The sequence below is a fragment of the Mycobacterium sp. NGS59 genome (assembly GCF_059812345.1).
Genome location: NZ_JCALCN010000035.1, coordinates 21,311 through 38,025, shown reverse-complemented (window position 1 = coordinate 38,025; position 16,715 = coordinate 21,311). Strand labels below are relative to the sequence as shown.

Genomic DNA, 16,715 nt, shown 5'->3' with positions numbered 1-16,715 from the left:
GCGCGCCTATGGCCAGGCGTGTACGCGGTTCTGCGCGGGCTCGAGACCCAATTCGATCAGCAACTCGGTGGCGTCGGCGGCCTGCTCGCAGATGGTCGGGATCTCCGGTCGTTCGGTGGAATTGAATGGTTCCAGCACGAACGCGGCGGGATCCTTGCGCCCGGGTGGACGGCCGATCCCGATCCGCACCCGTTGAAAGTCCTTGCTGCCCAACGCCGAAGCCACCGAACGCAGTCCGTTGTGGCCGCCCTCACCGCCGCCCAACTTGAGGCGGATACGACCGAACTCGAGGTCGAGTTCGTCGTGGATGACGATGACGTCGCCCGGCGGTACCGAGTAGAACTTGGCCAGCGGCCCCACCTGCCGGCCGGACTCGTTCATGTAACAGCGTGGCTTGGCCAGCACCACCGGCCGCCCAGCCAACCGGCCGGTGCTGACTTCGGCGCCGGAACGCTTGTGCGCCTTGAATTTCGCGCCCATCCGGGCGGCGAGCAGGTCGGCAACCACGAAGCCGAGATTGTGGCGGGTCCGGGCGTAGTTGTCCCCCGGGTTGCCCAGGCCGACCACGAGATGGGGTTCGGCCATCGTCGCCTACTCGGAAGCGTCGGCGGCCTCGGTCTCGCCGCCCTCTTCGTCTGCGGCTGCGCCCGATTCCTCGGCCTCGCCCGTGTCGCCCGCACCTTCCTCGGCCAGGTCCTCGGCGGTCGGCGCCTGGACCACGTTGACCACCAGCAGGTCCGGGTCGGAGACCAGGGTGACGCCGTTGGGCAGCTCGATCTGGCTGGCGGTGAACTGGGTGCCTGCTTCGGCGCCCTCGACGGACACCGTCAACTGCTCGGGAATCGACAGCGCTTCGGCCTCGATCTCGATGGCGTTGGCGTCCTGCGTGACCAGCGTGTCGGGGCCGGCTTCGCCCTCGACGATGACGGTCACCTCGACGGTGACCTTCTCGCCGCGGCGCACTACCAGCAGGTCGGCGTGCTGGATGGTGCGTCGGATCGGGTGGATGTCGATTGACTTGGTCAGCGCGAGCTGTTCCTTGCCGGCGATGTCCAGGGTGAGCACCGCGTTGGTACCCGAGTGGCGCAGCACGGCCGCGAAGTCGTGGCCGGGCAGCTCCAAGTGCTGGGGGTCGGTGCCGTGCCCGTAGAGCACGGCGGGAATCCTGCCTTCGCGCCGGGCGCGGCGGGAGGCGCCCTTGCCGGTGTCGGTGCGCACCGAGGCGGTGAGCTGGTTGACTGCGGACTTGGCCATGTGTGTCGCTCCTGTGTGTGAGGGCACGGCCAGGGATCGCGACAGGATGTCGGTCTCCGTCGATAACGGTGCTGGTCTAGCTCGTGCACCCTCGCCGTGACGCCCGGTCAGGTTAGCGCATTCGTGGTGCGCGGCGGAAATCAGAGCGGGCCGCGGGCGGGGTCGTCGTCCAGGTTGAAATCCTGCCGGAAAACCCCGCCACCAGCGCAGAGCCAGCGCCCGGGCGGGTCAGCTCAGAGCGCAAACTCGACGCCGGTAAGGCGCTCGGACAGCTCCCAGAGCGCGGTGGCCATCGCCTCGTCCTTGGCGGCCGGACTCCGCCCGACCGTTTGGGTTCTGCCCAGATAGCCGAACCGCGGCCCGACGTAACTGCCGCCCGGCAGGTCCTGGGACGCCGCGTACAGCGTCTGGCGGGCGCCGAAGTCGGCGTTGGTGGCGACCACGCGCGTCGCCGCCGACACCACCGCGTCGCTGAGCCTGCGTCCGGACGCCCCCTGCAAATTGGTGTGCGAGTAGCCGGGATGGGCGGCCAGCGCGCGCAGCGGCGAACCGGCCGCGTCGAGTCGGCGTTGCAGTTCGCTGGTGAACAGCAGGTTGGCCAGCTTGGACTGGCTGTAGGCCAGCCACGCCGAGTAGCGCCGTTGCTGCCAGTTCAGGTCGGCCAGGTTGATCCGGCCCGGCCAGTGCGCCATGGACGACACCGTCACCACCCGGTCGCGCAGTTTGGGCAACAGCAGGTTGGCCAGCGCGAAGTGGCCTAGGTGGTTGGTGCCGATCTGGCTCTCGAAACCGTCGCTGGTGGTGGCGTAGGGCGCGGCCATGATGCCGGCGTTGTTGATTAGGATGTCGGCCGCGTCCACTCCGTCGGCGAACCGACGCACCGACGACAGATCCTGCAGGTCAAGCGTGCGTACTTCGACATCTTCGTCGATCCGCTGGGCCGCGGCCTGACCTTTGTCGGTGTTGCGGACCGCCATCACGATGCGGGCGCCCCGCCCGGCCAGTTCGCGGGCAGTCACCTCGCCCAGGCCGCTGTTGGCTCCGGTGATGATCACGGTGCGCCCGGTGAAAGGTGGTAAATCTGCGGACGTCCATTGGGTCATACCGCTCAGTTTCCGATGCCGAGCCTGACGGGTTCGCGACGGGGTCGGTTCGCGCCATTCCGCGCTGATGGACCGGGGCTTTCCCATGGGTTGCGGCGGCCCGGCTGGCTACCATGAGCCAACACGCGGAGATGCCGACCGAAATGGGTGTGAGCGAGTTGCTGCCGACTGGGACGGTGACCTTGCTACTGGCCGATGTCGAGGGGTCGACACGGTTGTGGGAGACGCAGCCGGAGCAGATGACGGCGGCGCTGGCCGCGCTGAATGTCGCGGTGAACGAGACGATCGCGGCCTACGACGGGGTGCGTCCGGTGGAGCAGGGTGAGGGCGACAGTTTCGTCTCGGCCTTCGCGCGGGCGTCGGATGCGGTGGCCTGCGCATTGACGTTGCAACGGGCGCCGCTGGCCCCGATCAAGTTGCGTATCGGCCTGCACACCGGGGAGATCCAGTTGCGCGACGAGAGCAACTACGCGGGCCCGACGATCAACCGCGCCGCGCGGCTGCGCGACCTGGCACACGGTGGGCAGACAGTGCTTTCGGGAGTGACCGAGTCGCTGGTTATCGACCGGTTGCCCGACGGAGTTTGGTTGACGGACTTGGGCAACTACACGCTCAAAGGTGTCTCCCGCCCCGAGCGGGTGGTGCAGCTGTGCCATCCCGAGTTGGGTAGTCAGTTCCCGCCGCTACGGGTGCAGACCGGCGTCACATCGCACAATCTCCCGGTGCAGTTGACGAGTTTCGTTGGGCGCCAGGCACAGTCGGCAGACCTGCGGGGTCTCGTCGCGGACAGCCGGCTGGTGACGATGACCGGAGCCGGTGGCGCGGGCAAGACCCGGCTGGCCATCGAAGTCGCGACCCAACTGAATTCCGAGTTCTCCGACGGGTTGTGGTACATCGATCTGGCACCGATCACCGATGCCGCCATGGTGCCGGTGACCGTCGCGCGTACCTTGGCGCTGCCCGATCAGCCGGGCCGTTCCACCACCGATCTGTTGGTGCGCTTCTTCGGCGCGAAGTCGATGCTGCTGGTGCTCGACAATTGCGAACACCTGCTGGATGCATGCGGGGACATGGTGGTCGAGCTGATGGCGGCCTGCCCGCAGTTGACGATCCTGGCCACCAGCCGCGAGCCGCTGGGGGTGCCCGGTGAGTTGAGCTGGCGCATACCGTCTTTGGCGATCGCCGACGAAGCCGTCGAGTTGTTCGCCGACCGGGCCCGACGGGCGCGTCCGGATTTCGTCGTCGACCGGGACAGTGCGAAGTTGGTGCAGGACATCTGCACTCGTCTGGACGGGATGCCGTTGGCCATCGAGCTTGCCGCGGCACGGGTTCGGGCGCTGTCGTTGTCGCAGATCGTGAGCAGTCTGCAGGACCGGTTCCGGTTGTTGACCGGCGGGGCTCGCACCGCGGTGCGGCGCCAGCAGACGCTGCGCGCGTCGGTGGACTGGTCGCACGCGTTGTTGACCGAGCCGGAGCGGGTGCTGTTTCGCCGACTGGCGGTTTTCGTCGGCGGCTTCGACCTCGACGCCGTCCAAACCGTCGGCGCCAGTAGCGAAGTGGAGGCATACCAGCTGCTGGACCAACTCAGCCTGTTGGTGGACAAGTCACTGGTGGTGGCCGACGACAACCCGACCGGAATGCGCTACCGACTGTTGGAGACAGTGCGCCAGTACGCGCAGGAGAAACTCGGCGAGTCCGGGGAAGCCGACGAGGTACGCACCCGCCACCGCGACTACTACACAACCACCGCAATACATTTGGACTTGACGGCCCGACCCGGTGACGAGCGACTGCTCACCTGGGCGCAGACCGACATCGACAATCTGCGGGCCGCTTTCGCCTGGAGCCGCGAGCATCACGACAACGAGTCCGCACTGCGCTTACTCTCGGCGCTGCGGCAGTTCTGGTTGCGAAAAGGGCATGTGCGCGAGGGTCTGGCTGATTTCGACGCCATATTGCCCGACGTGGCGCCAGGACAGGGCCGGGGGCAGGTCGCGCCCGCGGTCTGGGTAAGTGCGGTGGCGGACCGGGCTGCCGCCGCGGCCTGGGTTTCGGTACCCGCTGATCTGGACCAGGCGCAGGAGGCGCTGGCCCAGGCCCGCCGGCTGGAGGATCCGGCGCTGATCACCCATGCCCTGATCGCATGCGGAATGATCACGCTCTACACCTCCGACGGCGGTCAGCCCTATCTCGCCGAAGCAATCGAACTGGCCCGCGCCGGTGGTGATCGGTGGAATCTGAGCCAGATCCTCAGCTACCAGGCCACCGCGGGCGTGTACGCCGGCGAACCGGTCGCAGCGCGGGCGGCCGCGGAAGAAGGGCAAGCCATCGCCGATGAGCTGGGCGACCGGTTCATCTCGTGCAACTGCCGGGTATGGCTGGGGGCGGCACTGGCCGTCCTGGGTGATCTTTCGCGAGCCGTGCAGGTGCTGCGGGTGCTGGTCGACGAAGTGCAGGCCGCCGGGGATTCCACCTTGACGGTCTTTGCGCAGGTGGTCCACGCGAACGTGCTGACCTATCAAGCCGAATCGGTTGCGGCGACCGCCGCCGCACAGGCAGCGCTGACCGCCGCCGAGGCGATAGGTGGGTACTACGGAGACGCGGTGTACGGGGTGCTGGCCAATGCGGCCCTGTCCGGCGGTGACGTCGGGGCGGCCAAGCAACTGTCCGAGACTGCTCTGCAGCGCACCGTTCTGCTGACCGGAGCATTCGGCAGCTTCTTCAACCCGCTGGCCGAAACCGCTTTGGCCGCAGGCGATCTGGTAACCGCGCGACGATGGGCTGACGCGACCGCGGCGCTGGTACGGGGCAGCCATCAAGTCAACGCGCTGGCGATCCGCTCCTGCGTCGCGCTGGCCCAGGGTGAACCGGAGCAAGCCGAACGCGATGCCCACGAAGCACTCACGCACGCCGCGCGCACTCACGCCTACCTTCGGGTCCCGCAAGCCCTGGAAACCCTGGCCCACCTCGCGGCCGACCGTGGTAATCACCAACATGCCGCGCGTCTGCTGGGCGCGGCCGACAACGTCCGACAGGTCCTGGGCATCGCCCGCTACCCGATGTACCGGGCAGGTTACGACGCGGCTCTGGCGTCCGTCCGAGAAGCTTTGGGGCAGAGCGTGTTCGAGGCCGCGTGGGTGGAGGGGACCGCTCTGTCCGCGGAGGAGGTGATCGGCTATGCGCAACGTGGACGCGGCGTCCGGAAGCGTCCCGCCAGCGGGTGGGAATCGCTCACCCCGATGGAGCACGACGTGGTGCGGTTGGTGCGAGAGGGCTTGGCCAACAAGGATATCGGGACGCGGTTGTTCATCTCACCGCGCACTGTGCAGACTCACCTGACACACATCTACGCCAAGTTGGGCCTGGCGTCGCGGGTGCAGCTCGTTCAGGAGGCGAGTCGCCACAGCTGACCAGCCCCCTGATGGCGCGAGCAGACGCAAAATCCCCCATTTTCGGTACGAAATAGGGGATTTTGCGTCTGCTCGCGCCACGTTGGGCGACTGCTCGCGCTACTTCTTGGCCACGACGAAGCCGCGGATGATGGCCTCGACGTCGTCGGACTCGGCCACCGCCTGGTCGGCCAGGCTGGTGATGATCAACTCGACCAGGTATCGCTGGTTGGCCGGCGGCGAGCCGGTCGGCAGGACCACCCGGTTCCAGCTGCGCATCCGCGCACCCTTGAGTTCGTAGGTGCCCTGGACCATCGAGGAGGGGAAACCGTTGAAGTCCGCGGTGGAAGCGTCCAGTTGGTGAAAGCCCTGTGGCAGATCGGCATTGGCGTGCTTGATCGCCTCGCTGGGTTTGAACTCGCCTTTCAACCTGAACACCACCAGGATCGCCGCCGGGTAGTTGTCCCCCTTGGAGATCATCAGCCTGCTGGCGGTGACTTTCGGATCGCCGCCGCGAACGGACCAACCCGGCGGCGTCGGGATCGACACCGTGAGGTCGGTCAGCGAGCCCGGCTCGACCGCATCACCGGTGACACCCTCACCCTCCAGATACTTCGACAGCGGGACCGGCGGCTCCGTCGGCGCGGCCGTCTCACTCGTCGTCGAACTCGTCGTCCAGATCGACTGGTAGTCAGGGGCTTTCGGCCCGCACGCGGCGGTCGCCAACAGCAGGACCGCGGCCACCGCCGCGCGTAGAGCCGTGACAGTCACAAAATCTCGCGGACCGCGTCGATCGGGCGGGCCAGCCGGGTGCCCTTGGGTGTGACGACGAACGGTCGCTCGATCAAGATGGGATGTTCGGCCATGGCGTCGAGCAACTCGTCGTCGCCCGCATCGGCCAGACCCAGTTCGCCGTACAGTGATTCGCGTTTGCGCACCGCCGTCCGCACCTCGATACCGGCATCGCGGATCATCTTCGCCAACTCGTCCCGCGTCGGCGGCGTCTTGAGATACTGCACCACCGTGGGCTCTAAACCGTTGTCGTGCAGCAGGTCCAGCGTCTTGCGGGACGTGCTGCACTTGGGGTTGTGGTAGATCACGACGCGCGCAGAACCCATCTACGCGTCCCCGTCGAAAAGTCCTGTGACTGAGCCGTTCTCGAAGACCGCGCGGATGGTGCTGGCCAGCAGCGGCGCGATGGACAGCACGGTGAGCTGCGGGAAGCGCTTCTCCTCGCCGATCGGCAGCGTGTTCGTCACGATCACCTCGCGCGCACCGCATCCGGCCAGACGCTCGGCGGCGGGATCGGACAACACACCGTGGGTCGCGGCGATGATCACGTCCTGCGCACCGTCGTCATGCAACAGCTTGACCGCGCCGGCGATGGTGCCACCGGTGTCGATCATGTCGTCGATCAGCACGCAGGTCCGTCCCGCCACCTCACCGACCACGCGGTTGGACACCACCTGATTGGGCACCCGCGGGTCGCGGGTCTTGTGGATGAAGGCCAGCGGCACGCCACCGAGGGAGTCCGCCCACTTCTCGGCGATCCGCACCCGGCCGGAGTCGGGGGAGACCACCACCATGTTGCCGTCGGGGTAGTTGTCGCGGATATAGCCGGTGAGCAGGTTCTGCCCGCGCATGTGGTCCACGGGTCCGTCGAAGAAGCCCTGGATCTGATCGGTGTGCAGGTCGACCGTCACGATCCGGTCCGCGCCCGCGGTCTTGAGCAGGTCGGCCACCAGCCGCGCCGAGATCGGTTCGCGGCCGCGGTGCTTCTTGTCCTGCCGGGCATAGGGGTAGAACGGCAGCACCGCGGTGATCCGCTTGGCGCTGCCGCGCTTCAACGCGTCGATCATGATCAGCTGTTCCATCAGCCACCGGTTCACCGGGGCCGGGTTGGACTGCAGCACGAAGGCGTCGCACCCACGGACCGATTCGTGGAACCGCACGAAGATCTCGCCGTTGGCGAATTCCCGCGCGGTCTGCGCGGTCACATGGACGTCGAGCTCCTTGGCTACCTGCTCGGCCAGCTCCGGGTGGGCGCGGCCGCTGAACAGCATCAGGTTCTTGCGGTTATCGGTCCAGTCGTGGCTCAACGTGCTGCCCTCGCCGTATCGGGGTCGAGATAGGAACGCCTCATCGTAGCCGCACTACGGGACGGCGAATTCACGGTGCCTGATCCGCTTCTGGTTGCCGGTTGGCCTCGTCGGCGGCCCGCGCGGCGGCTGAGCCGGGCCGTTTGCGTTGCACCCAGTTTTCGATGTTGCGCTGGGGACCGGCGGACACCGCCAGCGCACCGGGCGGGACGTCCTCCCGGATGACCGTGCCGGCACCGGTATAGGCGCCGTCGCCGATGTTCACCGGCGCGACGAACATGGTGTCCGATCCGGTGCGCACATGCGAGCCGATCGTGGTGCGCCGCTTGTTCACGCCGTCGTAGTTGACGAACACGCTGGAGGCGCCGATGTTGCTGTGCTCGCCGATGTCGGCGTCGCCGACGTAGGTCAGGTGCGGCACCTTGGTTCCGGTGCCGATCGTGGCGTTCTTGACCTCGACGAACGCCCCCAGTTTCCCGTCGCCGCCCAGCACGGTTCCGGGTCGCAGGTAGGTGAACGGTCCCACCGTCGCACCGTCGCCGACGGTCGCCGACGTGCCGTGCGTACGGCACACCGTGGCGTCGTCGCCGACGCTGACGTCGGTCAGCGTGGTGTCCGGACCGACGACGCAGCGGCCGCCGATCTGCGTGCGGCCCAGCAGCTGGGTGCCGGGGTGGATGACGGTGTCGCGCCCGATCGTCACGTCGACGTCGATCCAGGTGGTGGCGGGGTCGATCACGGTGACACCGGCGAGCTGGTGCGCGGCCACGATCCGGCGGTTGAGTTCGGCGCCCAGTTCGGCGAGTTGGACGCGGTTGTTGACGCCGGCCACCACCGCGCTGTCGTCGACGTGGCGGGCGCTGACGGTCTGGCCGTCGCGGCGCAGGATCGCGATGGCGTCGGTCAGGTAGAGCTCCTGTTGGGCGTTGTTGGAGCTCAGCCGGCTCAGCGCCCAGCGCAGCGCGGCGATGTCGAACGCGTAGACGCCGGTGTTGACCTCACGGATGCTGCGCTGGGAGGGGGTGGCGTCGGTCTGTTCGACGATCGCCATCACTTCGTTGTCCTGGGTGCGCAGAATGCGGCCGTAGCCGTGCGGGTCGTCGAGCGTGGTGGTCAGCACTGTCACCGCCGGCTGGCCGCCCGGGTGAGCCCCGCGGTGGCCGGCGATCAGGTCGGCCAGCGTGTCGGCGTCGAGCAGGGGGGTGTCACCGGCGGCGACGACGACGATGCCGGCGTAGTCGTCGGGCAGCGCGGACAACCCGCACAGCACCGCATGCCCGGTTCCCAGCGGTTGATGCTGCAACGCGACGTCGATGGTGCGGCCCAGATCGTCGCCCAGCTCGGCGACCAGGGGGGAAATGCGCTGGTGGTCGTGCCCGAGCACCACGACCAGGTGCTGTGGCGCCAGCTTCGTCATTGCGTGCAGCGAATGCGACAGCATGCTGCGGCCGCCGATGCTGTGCAGCACCTTGGGGGTATCGGAACGCATCCGGGTGCCGGGACCCGCCGCCAACACCAGGACTGCGGTGTCGCCACGAAAGGTCATCAACTCTCCTCAGTTTGGCCAAGTCTGCGCTCGCGAGCGTGCGGGGCTGCTCGCTGACACGCCGTCAAGCGTGTCATTTCACGCACGCTCGGGGCAAAACGGCCGGGCTCCGTCGCCAGGACTCGAACCTGAACTATCTGAACCAAAATCAGAGGTGCTGCCGATTACACCACGACGGATTGCGGCGGTCCGGGACCGCGCGAATGACTTTAGTCTGCCGATGTTGTCCTTTCGATGTCGATATAGGCCGCCGGCACGCTTCGAGTGCAGAATGTCTGAGTGACCACCTGGGACGAGCAGTGGCCGATCATGATCCTGGCCGTCGTCATCTCGGTGCTGTGTGGTCTCTACGCGGTCCGGGTCGCGCGGCGGAAGAACCGCGGGGTCGCCGAGGCGTTCGTCATCGGCGCTGCGCTCGGCCTGATCGGCATCGTGATCGTCGCCCTCTTGCCCTCGCGGCCGTCTGCCAAGAGGAAATCATCCCCACCGGCGGCTAAGGGGCGCGGTGGCTGAGCCGCTCAAGAGCCCGGAGAAGGAACCGCGGACACCGCGCGCCCGGATGACCGGCAGCGAGCGACGCCACCAACTCATCGGCATCGCGCGGTCGCTGTTCGCCGAACGCGGCTACGAAGGCACCTCCATCGAAGAGATCGCCCAGCGCGCCAACGTGTCAAAACCCGTCGTCTACGAACACTTCGGCGGCAAGGAGGGCCTGTACGCCGTGGTCGTCGATCGGGAGATGTCGGCACTGCTCGACGGCATCACGTCGTCGCTGACCAACAACCGGTCCCGGGTCCGGGTCGAGCGGGTCGCGCTGGCGTTGCTCACCTACGTCGAAGAACGCACCGACGGTTTCCGCATCATGATCCGCGACTCGCCCGCCGCGATCAGCTCCGGCACCTATTCCAGCCTGCTCAACGACGCCGTCAGCCAGGTCAGCTCCATTTTGGCCGGCGACTTCGCCCGACGCGGCCTGGATCCGGACCTGGCGCCGCTGTACGCCCAGGCGCTGGTGGGCTCGGTGTCGATGACCGCGCAGTGGTGGCTGGACACCCGCGAACCCAAGAAGGAAGTGGTGGCCGCGCACCTGGTCAACCTGATGTGGAACGGCCTGACGCACCTGGAAGCCGATCCGCAGCTGCAGGACGAGTGAACTGCGCAAGAACTTCGCAAGCGCCCGCTGTTGAGATCGGTTGAGCGGCCCGCCAACAACGGAGGAACCACCATGAACCGACCAATCCCGCCCATCAAGACAGCCCTGCTCGGGTTGGCCGTCACCGCTTTGATGTGGGGCGGCGTCGAGCTAGCCACGCCCGCCCAAGCAGCCGGCAACTGCCCCCGCCTGCAGGCCTGCACCACGTGGTGCCCCGGCGACCCGAACCCAGCCGGCCGTCCCGTCCCGTGGGACGGCGGCGTCTGCCACGACTACTACTGGGACTCCTACGGCGTGCACGACGTCGGCGACGGCGCCTTCTACTCGTGGGCGACGATGCCCTGGTAGCCGGGCCCGATCGGCTCGTTGACTCTGCGTCCAGGGCGGCAAAGTTCGAGTAGAGCGCGCCCTGTGCGCAGAGTCAACGCACAGCCGCGCCCCTAGAATGGGCGCATCATGACCGCACCGGGGGCTGCTAGCCCAGATACCCCGATCGCGGGGCTCGTCGAATTGGCGCTGACCGCGCCGACCTTTCAACAGCTCATCGAGCGTGCCTCCGATCGTCCCGACAGCTTGTCGCTGGTCGGGCCCGCCAGCGCGCGACTTTTCGTGGCCAGCGCCCTGGCGCAGCAGGGTCCGCTGCTGGTGGTCACCGCCACCGGCCGGGCGGCCGACGATCTGACCGCCGAACTGCGAGGTGTATTCGGTGAGGCGGCAGTGGTGTTTCCGTCCTGGGAGACGCTGCCGCACGAACGGCTGTCGCCGGGCATCGACACCGTCGGCACCCGGATGATGGTGCTGCGCCGGCTGGCCCACCCCGACGACGCCCGGCTCGGTCCGCCGTTGCGGGTGGTGGTGACGGCGGCGCGGTCGTTGCTGCAACCGATGGCGCCGCGCCTGGGGATGTTGGAACCTCTGACGCTGACCGTCGGTGACGAGATCCCGTTCGAGGACGTGGCCGAGCGGCTGGTCGAGCTGGCCTACACCCGGGTGGACATGGTGGGTCGTCGCGGTGAGTTCGCGGTTCGCGGCGGAATCCTGGACATCTTCGCTCCCACCGCCGAACATCCGGTGCGCGTCGAGTTCTGGGGCGACGAGGTCACCGAGATGCGGATGTTCTCGGTCGCCGACCAGCGCTCGATCCCGGACATCGAAGTAGCCACCCTGGTCGCCGTCGCCTGCCGGGAACTGCTGCTCACTTCCGACGTGCGGGCCCGCGCGGCCGAGTTGACCAGGCAACATCCGGTGACCGAGAACACCGTGACCGGCAGCATCGTCGACATGCTGGCCAAGCTGGCCGAGGGTATCCCGGTCGACGGCATGGAGGCGCTGCAATCGGTGTTGCAGCCCGGCGACGGGGCGCTGTTGACAGACCAGCTCCCCGACGGGACACCGGTGCTGGTATGCGACCCGGAAAAGGTGCGCACCCGCGCCGCCGACCTGATCAACACCGGGCGGGAATTCCTGGAGGCGTCGTGGTCGGTGGCGGCGCTGGGCACGGACGCCCCCGTCGACGTCGAGCAGCTGGGTGGCTCCGGGTTCACCGAGTTGGAAGACGTGCAGGCCGCGGCGCGCTCGTCCGGCCATCCCTGGTGGACGTTGAGCCAGTTGTCCGACGAGTCCGCCGTCGAGCTGGACATCCGCGCCGCGCCGTCCGCGCGCGGGCACCAGCACGACATCGACGGGATCTTCGCGATGCTGCGCGCCCATGTCGCGACGGGCGGATACGCCGCGATGGTCGCACCCGGCACCGGCACCGCCCATCGGGTGGTGGAACGGCTGGCCGAATCCGAGATCCCGGCGGCCATGCTGGACTGTGGCGCCGCGCCGAGTCCCGGGGTCGTCGGCGTGCTCAAAGGCCCGCTGCACGAGGGGGTGGTGATCAACGGCGCCAACCTGGTCGTCATCACCGAAGCCGACCTGACCGGCAGCCGCGCCACCGCTGTCGAGGGCAAACGACTGGCGGCCAAGCGGCGCAACACCGTCGACCCGCTGGCGCTGACCGCCGGCGATCTGGTGGTGCACGACCAGCACGGCATCGGCCGGTTCGTGGAGATGGTCGAACGCACCGTCGGCGGGGCGCGCCGGGAGTACCTGGTGCTGGAGTACGCCTCGTCCAAACGAGGAGGCGGATCCGACAAGCTCTACGTCCCGATGGACTCGCTGGATCAGCTCTCCAGATACGTGGGCGGGCAGGCGCCGGCGCTGAGCAAACTCGGCGGCAGCGACTGGGCCAACACCAAGACCAAGGCGCGCCGCGCGGTGCGGGAGATCGCCGGCGAACTGGTCGCGCTGTACGCCAAGCGCCAGGCCAGCCCCGGCCACGCGTTCGCGCCGGACACCCCCTGGCAGGCCGAGATGGAGGACGCGTTCGGTTTCACCGAGACCGTCGACCAGCTCACCGCGATCACCGAGGTCAAGGCCGACATGGAGAAACCGATCCCGATGGACCGGGTGATCTGCGGCGACGTCGGCTACGGGAAAACCGAGATCGCGGTGCGGGCGGCGTTCAAGGCGGTGCAGGACGGCAGGCAGGTCGCGGTGCTGGTACCCACCACGCTGCTGGCCGACCAGCACCTGCAGACCTTCACCGACCGGATGGCCGGGTTCCCGGTCACCGTCAAGGGCCTGTCGCGGTTCACCGACCCGGCGGAATCCCGCAAGGTCATCGACGGGTTGGCCGACGGGTCGGTCGACGTCGTAATCGGCACCCACCGGCTGTTGCAGACCGGGGTGCGGTGGAAGAACCTCGGTCTCGTCGTCGTGGACGAGGAGCAGCGCTTCGGCGTCGAGCACAAGGAACACATCAAGAGCCTGCGCACCCACGTCGACGTGCTGACCATGAGCGCCACCCCGATCCCGCGCACGCTGGAGATGAGCCTGGCCGGGATCCGGGAGATGTCGACGATCCTCACTCCGCCCGAAGAGCGCTACCCGGTGCTGACCTACGTGGGGCCGCACGACGACAAACAGGTCGCCGCGGCGCTGCGCCGCGAATTGCTGCGCGACGGGCAGGCCTTCTACGTGCACAACCGGGTCAGTTCGATCGATCGGGCCGCTGCTCGGGTTCGGGAACTGGTGCCCGAGGCGCGGGTGGTGGTCGCGCACGGCCAGATGCCCGAGGAGCGGCTGGAGCGCACCGTGCAGGGGTTCTGGAACCGCGAATACGACATCCTGGTCTGCACCACGATCGTGGAGACGGGTCTGGACATCTCCAACGCCAACACGCTGATCGTCGAGCGCGCCGACACCTTCGGCCTGTCCCAGCTGCACCAGCTGCGGGGTCGGGTGGGCCGCAGCCGCGAGCGCGGCTACGCCTATTTCCTCTACCCGCCGCACACGCCGTTGACCGAGACCGCCTACGACCGGCTGGCGACCATCGCGCAGAACAACGAGCTGGGCGCGGGCATGGCGGTGGCGCTCAAAGACCTCGAGATCCGCGGCGCCGGGAACGTGCTGGGTGTCGAGCAGTCCGGGCACGTCGCGGGGGTGGGCTTCGACCTGTACGTACGCCTGGTCGGGGAAGCGGTCGAGGCGTACAAGGCCGCGGCCGACGGCGAAACCGTCAGTACCACCGAGGAACCCAAGGACGTCCGGATCGACCTGCCGGTCGATGCCCACCTGCCCCCGGACTACATCGCCAGTGACCGGCTCCGGCTGGAGGGCTACCGTCGGCTGGCCGCGGCCGGTGGTGACACCGAGATCACCGCCGTGGTGGAGGAGCTGATCGACCGGTACGGCCCGCTGCCCGAACCCGCCGAGCGGCTGGTGGCGGTGGCACGGCTGCGGTTGCTGTGCCGGGCTTCCGGGATCACCGAGGTCAGTGCCGTATCAGCGGCGACGGTGCGGCTCTCGCCTTTGACTCTGCCCGATTCGGCCCAGGTGCGGCTGGCGCGGATGTATCCGGGCGGGCGCTACCGTGCCACCACCTCGACGGTGCAGGTTCCGATCCCGCGGGCGGGCGGAATTGGCGCGGGACACATCCGTGATGTCGAATTGGTGCAGATGGTGGCCGACTTGGTGACCGCGCTGGCGGGCAAACCGCAGCAAGATATCGGTATGGCCGAGCCCCCGAGTAAGGAGCGACAAGCCTGATGATTGTCGTCCTGGTCGACCCCCGCCGTCCGGCGCTGATTCCCATCGACGCCATCGACCTGCTGAGCGGACCGGTGCAATACACCGAGGAAATGCCGATCGCGGTGCCGTGGTCGCTGCCCGACGCGCACCCCGCCTACACCGGCGACGACGCGCCGGTGCTGCTGTCCTCGGATCCCGATCATCCCGCGGTGAACGCGCGGTTGGCCGCCGGCGCCCGGCTGATCTCAGCGCCGGCGGGGCAGCGCGGGGAACGGCTGATCGACGCCGTGGCGATGATGGACAAGCTGCGTACCGCCGGACCGTGGGAAAGTGAGCAGACCCACGACTCGTTGCGTCGGTACCTGCTGGAGGAGACCTACGAACTGCTGGACGCAGTGCACAGCGGCAACGTCGACGATCTGCGCGAAGAACTCGGCGACCTGCTGTTGCAGGTGCTCTTCCATGCCCGCATCGCCGAAGATGCGGCGTCGCAGCCGTTCACCATCGACGACGTCGCCGACGCGTTGATCCGCAAACTCGGTGCCCGGGTCCCCGGAGTGCTTGCGGGCGAATCGATTTCGCTACAAGATCAGCTGGCGCAGTGGGAAGAGGCCAAGGCGGCCGAACGGTCACGCAAGTCGCGTCACTCCGTGCTGGACGATGTGCACACCGGACAACCGGCATTGGCGTTGGCGCAGAAGGTGATTCAACGCGTCACCCAGGCGGGACTGCCGGCCGGGTTCATCCCGCCGGAGCTGACCACCATCACGCTCACTCCCGACGTCGATGCCGAAAACACGCTACGCGCAGCGGTTCTGGACTTTGTGGACACGGTTCACCGGGTCGAGAAGGAGATCGCGGCCGCCCGTCGCGGTGACACCATCGCCGAGGAACTCGACATGACTCCGCTCGGTGCTGTCTCCGAGGACGAATGGCGCGCCCACTGGCCGGTGGGGCAGACGATGCCCGACGAGCAACTGGGCGTAGCGGACGGCCTGCAACCGGTCGAGCAGCCTGTGGTGGCCGCCAAGGAATCTCGGGGCGGGTCCAAGAAGCGCAAGGGTCGGCGCTGACGGTTCGCCGACCGGCGCGGCGACGTTTGCGGGAACTCAGAGAGTACCCACACCCAGCAATCATCAATGTAGTTGCCTGGAATGCCGATAACCAGCAATCAAGGACCTCAAACGAGATAGCTATGCACACCGACAGCAACGTTATGTACCGGTGGGCTCGCATATCTTCTGTGTGCTGACCGCCCCGGTCGAGCGAGGCCGGCACCAACCCGTGGGACGATGATCGTGACGAAAACGGGGTGATGGCTCCGACGAGGAGACCGACAGGGGAAGTTCGTGTCGCCGAGACGCTGGTTGCGCGCGGTCGCCGTGATAGGGGCGACCGCGATGCTGTTGGCGTCAAGTTGTACCTGGCAGCTCAGCCTCTTCATCCCCGAGGGGGTGCCGCCGCCGGCCGGTGATCCGGTGCCGCCGGTGGACACCCACGCGTCGGGCCGGCCCGCGGATCAGTTACGGGAGTGGGCCGAGGCGCGTGCGCCGGCGCTGGAGATGCCCGTGATTGCGCTGGAGGCCTACGCCTACGCCGCCCGGGTGGCCGAGGTCGAGAACCCGAAATGTCATATCGCCTGGACGACGCTGGCCGGCATCGGGCAGGTGGAAAGTCACAACGGCACCTATCGCGGCGCGACGATCGCGCCCAACGGGGATGTGCGGCCGCCCATTCGAGGTGTCCGGCTCGACGGCACCGGCGACACGTTGCGCATCGTGGACACCGACGCTGCCGCGTTGGAGGGCGCGGCGGACGAGGATGGGGTGGAGCGCGCGGTGGGGCCCATGCAGTTCATCTCCGAGACATGGCGTCTGTACGGGGTCGACGCCAACAACGACGGCACCGCCAGCCCGGACAACATCGACGACGCCGCGCTCTCGGCCGCGGGTTACTTATGTTGGCGCGGCAAAGATTTGGGGACAGCCCGCGGGTGGATCACCGCGCTTCGGGCCTACAACAATTCCGGTGTGTACGCGCGGGCGGTGCGGGACTGGGCGACCGCCTACGCGGCGGGTCATCCGCTGTAGAAAG

General features: G+C 67.8%; 14 protein-coding genes and 1 tRNA gene. 7 read left to right on the top strand and 8 right to left on the bottom strand.

What is annotated here, in order from left to right:
- Positions 1–6: 6 nt before the first annotated feature.
- From pth to AC5Y46_RS24285, 3 genes are all read right to left on the bottom strand, one after another.
- The gene (gene pth / locus AC5Y46_RS24295) at positions 7–585 is read right to left on the bottom strand and encodes an aminoacyl-tRNA hydrolase (RefSeq protein WP_499993540.1); all 579 of its coding nucleotides are present in this window, start codon (positions 583–585) and stop codon (positions 7–9) included.
- Positions 586–591: 6 nt separating this feature from the next.
- Positions 592–1,254 carry a 50S ribosomal protein L25/general stress protein Ctc gene (locus tag AC5Y46_RS24290; protein ID WP_499993538.1) on the bottom strand — a complete coding sequence of 221 codons (663 nt, stop codon included), beginning with the start codon at positions 1,252–1,254 and terminating at the stop codon, positions 592–594.
- 233 nt (positions 1,255–1,487) lie between these two features.
- Positions 1,488–2,357 (bottom strand): oxidoreductase, encoded by an 870-nt coding sequence (locus AC5Y46_RS24285; RefSeq protein WP_499993537.1) that lies wholly within the window; start codon positions 2,355–2,357, stop codon positions 1,488–1,490.
- 113 nt (positions 2,358–2,470) lie between these two features.
- Between AC5Y46_RS24285 and AC5Y46_RS24280 the strand changes: the two genes are divergently transcribed.
- On the top strand, positions 2,471–5,767 hold the full coding sequence (locus AC5Y46_RS24280; protein ID WP_499993536.1) for a LuxR C-terminal-related transcriptional regulator: 3,297 nt from the start codon (positions 2,471–2,473) through the stop codon (positions 5,765–5,767).
- Positions 5,768–5,866: 99 nt separating this feature from the next.
- Here the strand turns inward: AC5Y46_RS24280 and AC5Y46_RS24275 are convergent, their stop codons facing one another.
- From AC5Y46_RS24275 to AC5Y46_RS24255, 5 genes are all read right to left on the bottom strand, one after another.
- On the bottom strand, positions 5,867–6,517 hold the full coding sequence (locus tag AC5Y46_RS24275; protein WP_499993535.1) for an LpqN/LpqT family lipoprotein: 651 nt from the start codon (positions 6,515–6,517) through the stop codon (positions 5,867–5,869).
- Positions 6,514–6,864, bottom strand: a complete 351-nt coding sequence (gene arsC / locus AC5Y46_RS24270) for an arsenate reductase (glutaredoxin) (RefSeq protein ID WP_499993533.1) — start codon at positions 6,862–6,864, stop codon at positions 6,514–6,516. The genes AC5Y46_RS24275 and arsC overlap by 4 nt, the downstream gene beginning before the upstream one ends.
- Positions 6,865–7,845: a ribose-phosphate diphosphokinase gene (locus AC5Y46_RS24265; RefSeq protein ID WP_499946023.1), complete on the bottom strand. Its 981-nt coding sequence runs from the start codon at positions 7,843–7,845 to the stop codon at positions 6,865–6,867.
- Between the two features lie 70 nt (positions 7,846–7,915).
- A complete protein-coding gene (glmU, locus tag AC5Y46_RS24260; protein WP_499993532.1) occupies positions 7,916–9,391 on the bottom strand; it encodes a bifunctional UDP-N-acetylglucosamine diphosphorylase/glucosamine-1-phosphate N-acetyltransferase GlmU in 1,476 nt (491 codons plus the stop codon).
- Positions 9,392–9,498: 107 nt separating this feature from the next.
- A tRNA-Gln gene (locus AC5Y46_RS24255) sits at positions 9,499–9,570 on the bottom strand.
- Positions 9,571–9,670: 100 nt separating this feature from the next.
- On the opposite strand from AC5Y46_RS24255, the gene AC5Y46_RS24250 reads away from it, so the two are divergent.
- The 6 genes from AC5Y46_RS24250 to AC5Y46_RS24225 all read left to right on the top strand — a co-directional run bounded on the left by AC5Y46_RS24250 (position 9,671) and on the right by AC5Y46_RS24225 (position 16,711).
- On the top strand, positions 9,671–9,904 hold the full coding sequence (locus AC5Y46_RS24250) for a hypothetical protein (protein ID WP_499993531.1): 234 nt from the start codon (positions 9,671–9,673) through the stop codon (positions 9,902–9,904).
- Positions 9,905–9,950: 46 nt separating this feature from the next.
- Positions 9,951–10,544, top strand: coding sequence for a TetR/AcrR family transcriptional regulator (locus AC5Y46_RS24245; protein ID WP_499946038.1), 594 nt, complete (start codon positions 9,951–9,953; stop codon positions 10,542–10,544).
- Positions 10,545–10,616: 72 nt separating this feature from the next.
- On the top strand, positions 10,617–10,892 hold the full coding sequence (locus AC5Y46_RS24240) for a hypothetical protein (RefSeq protein WP_499993530.1): 276 nt from the start codon (positions 10,617–10,619) through the stop codon (positions 10,890–10,892).
- Between the two features lie 108 nt (positions 10,893–11,000).
- Complete coding sequence (gene mfd / locus AC5Y46_RS24235; RefSeq protein WP_499993528.1) at positions 11,001–14,639, top strand: transcription-repair coupling factor; 3,639 nt, start codon at positions 11,001–11,003, stop codon at positions 14,637–14,639.
- The gene (locus tag AC5Y46_RS24230) at positions 14,639–15,694 is read left to right on the top strand and encodes a nucleoside triphosphate pyrophosphohydrolase (protein WP_499993527.1); all 1,056 of its coding nucleotides are present in this window, start codon (positions 14,639–14,641) and stop codon (positions 15,692–15,694) included. Before mfd ends, AC5Y46_RS24230 begins: the two co-directional genes overlap by 1 nt.
- 276 nt (positions 15,695–15,970) lie before the next feature.
- A complete protein-coding gene (locus AC5Y46_RS24225) occupies positions 15,971–16,711 on the top strand; it encodes a lytic transglycosylase domain-containing protein (RefSeq protein ID WP_499946029.1) in 741 nt (246 codons plus the stop codon).
- The last annotated feature ends 4 nt before the right edge of the window (positions 16,712–16,715 follow it).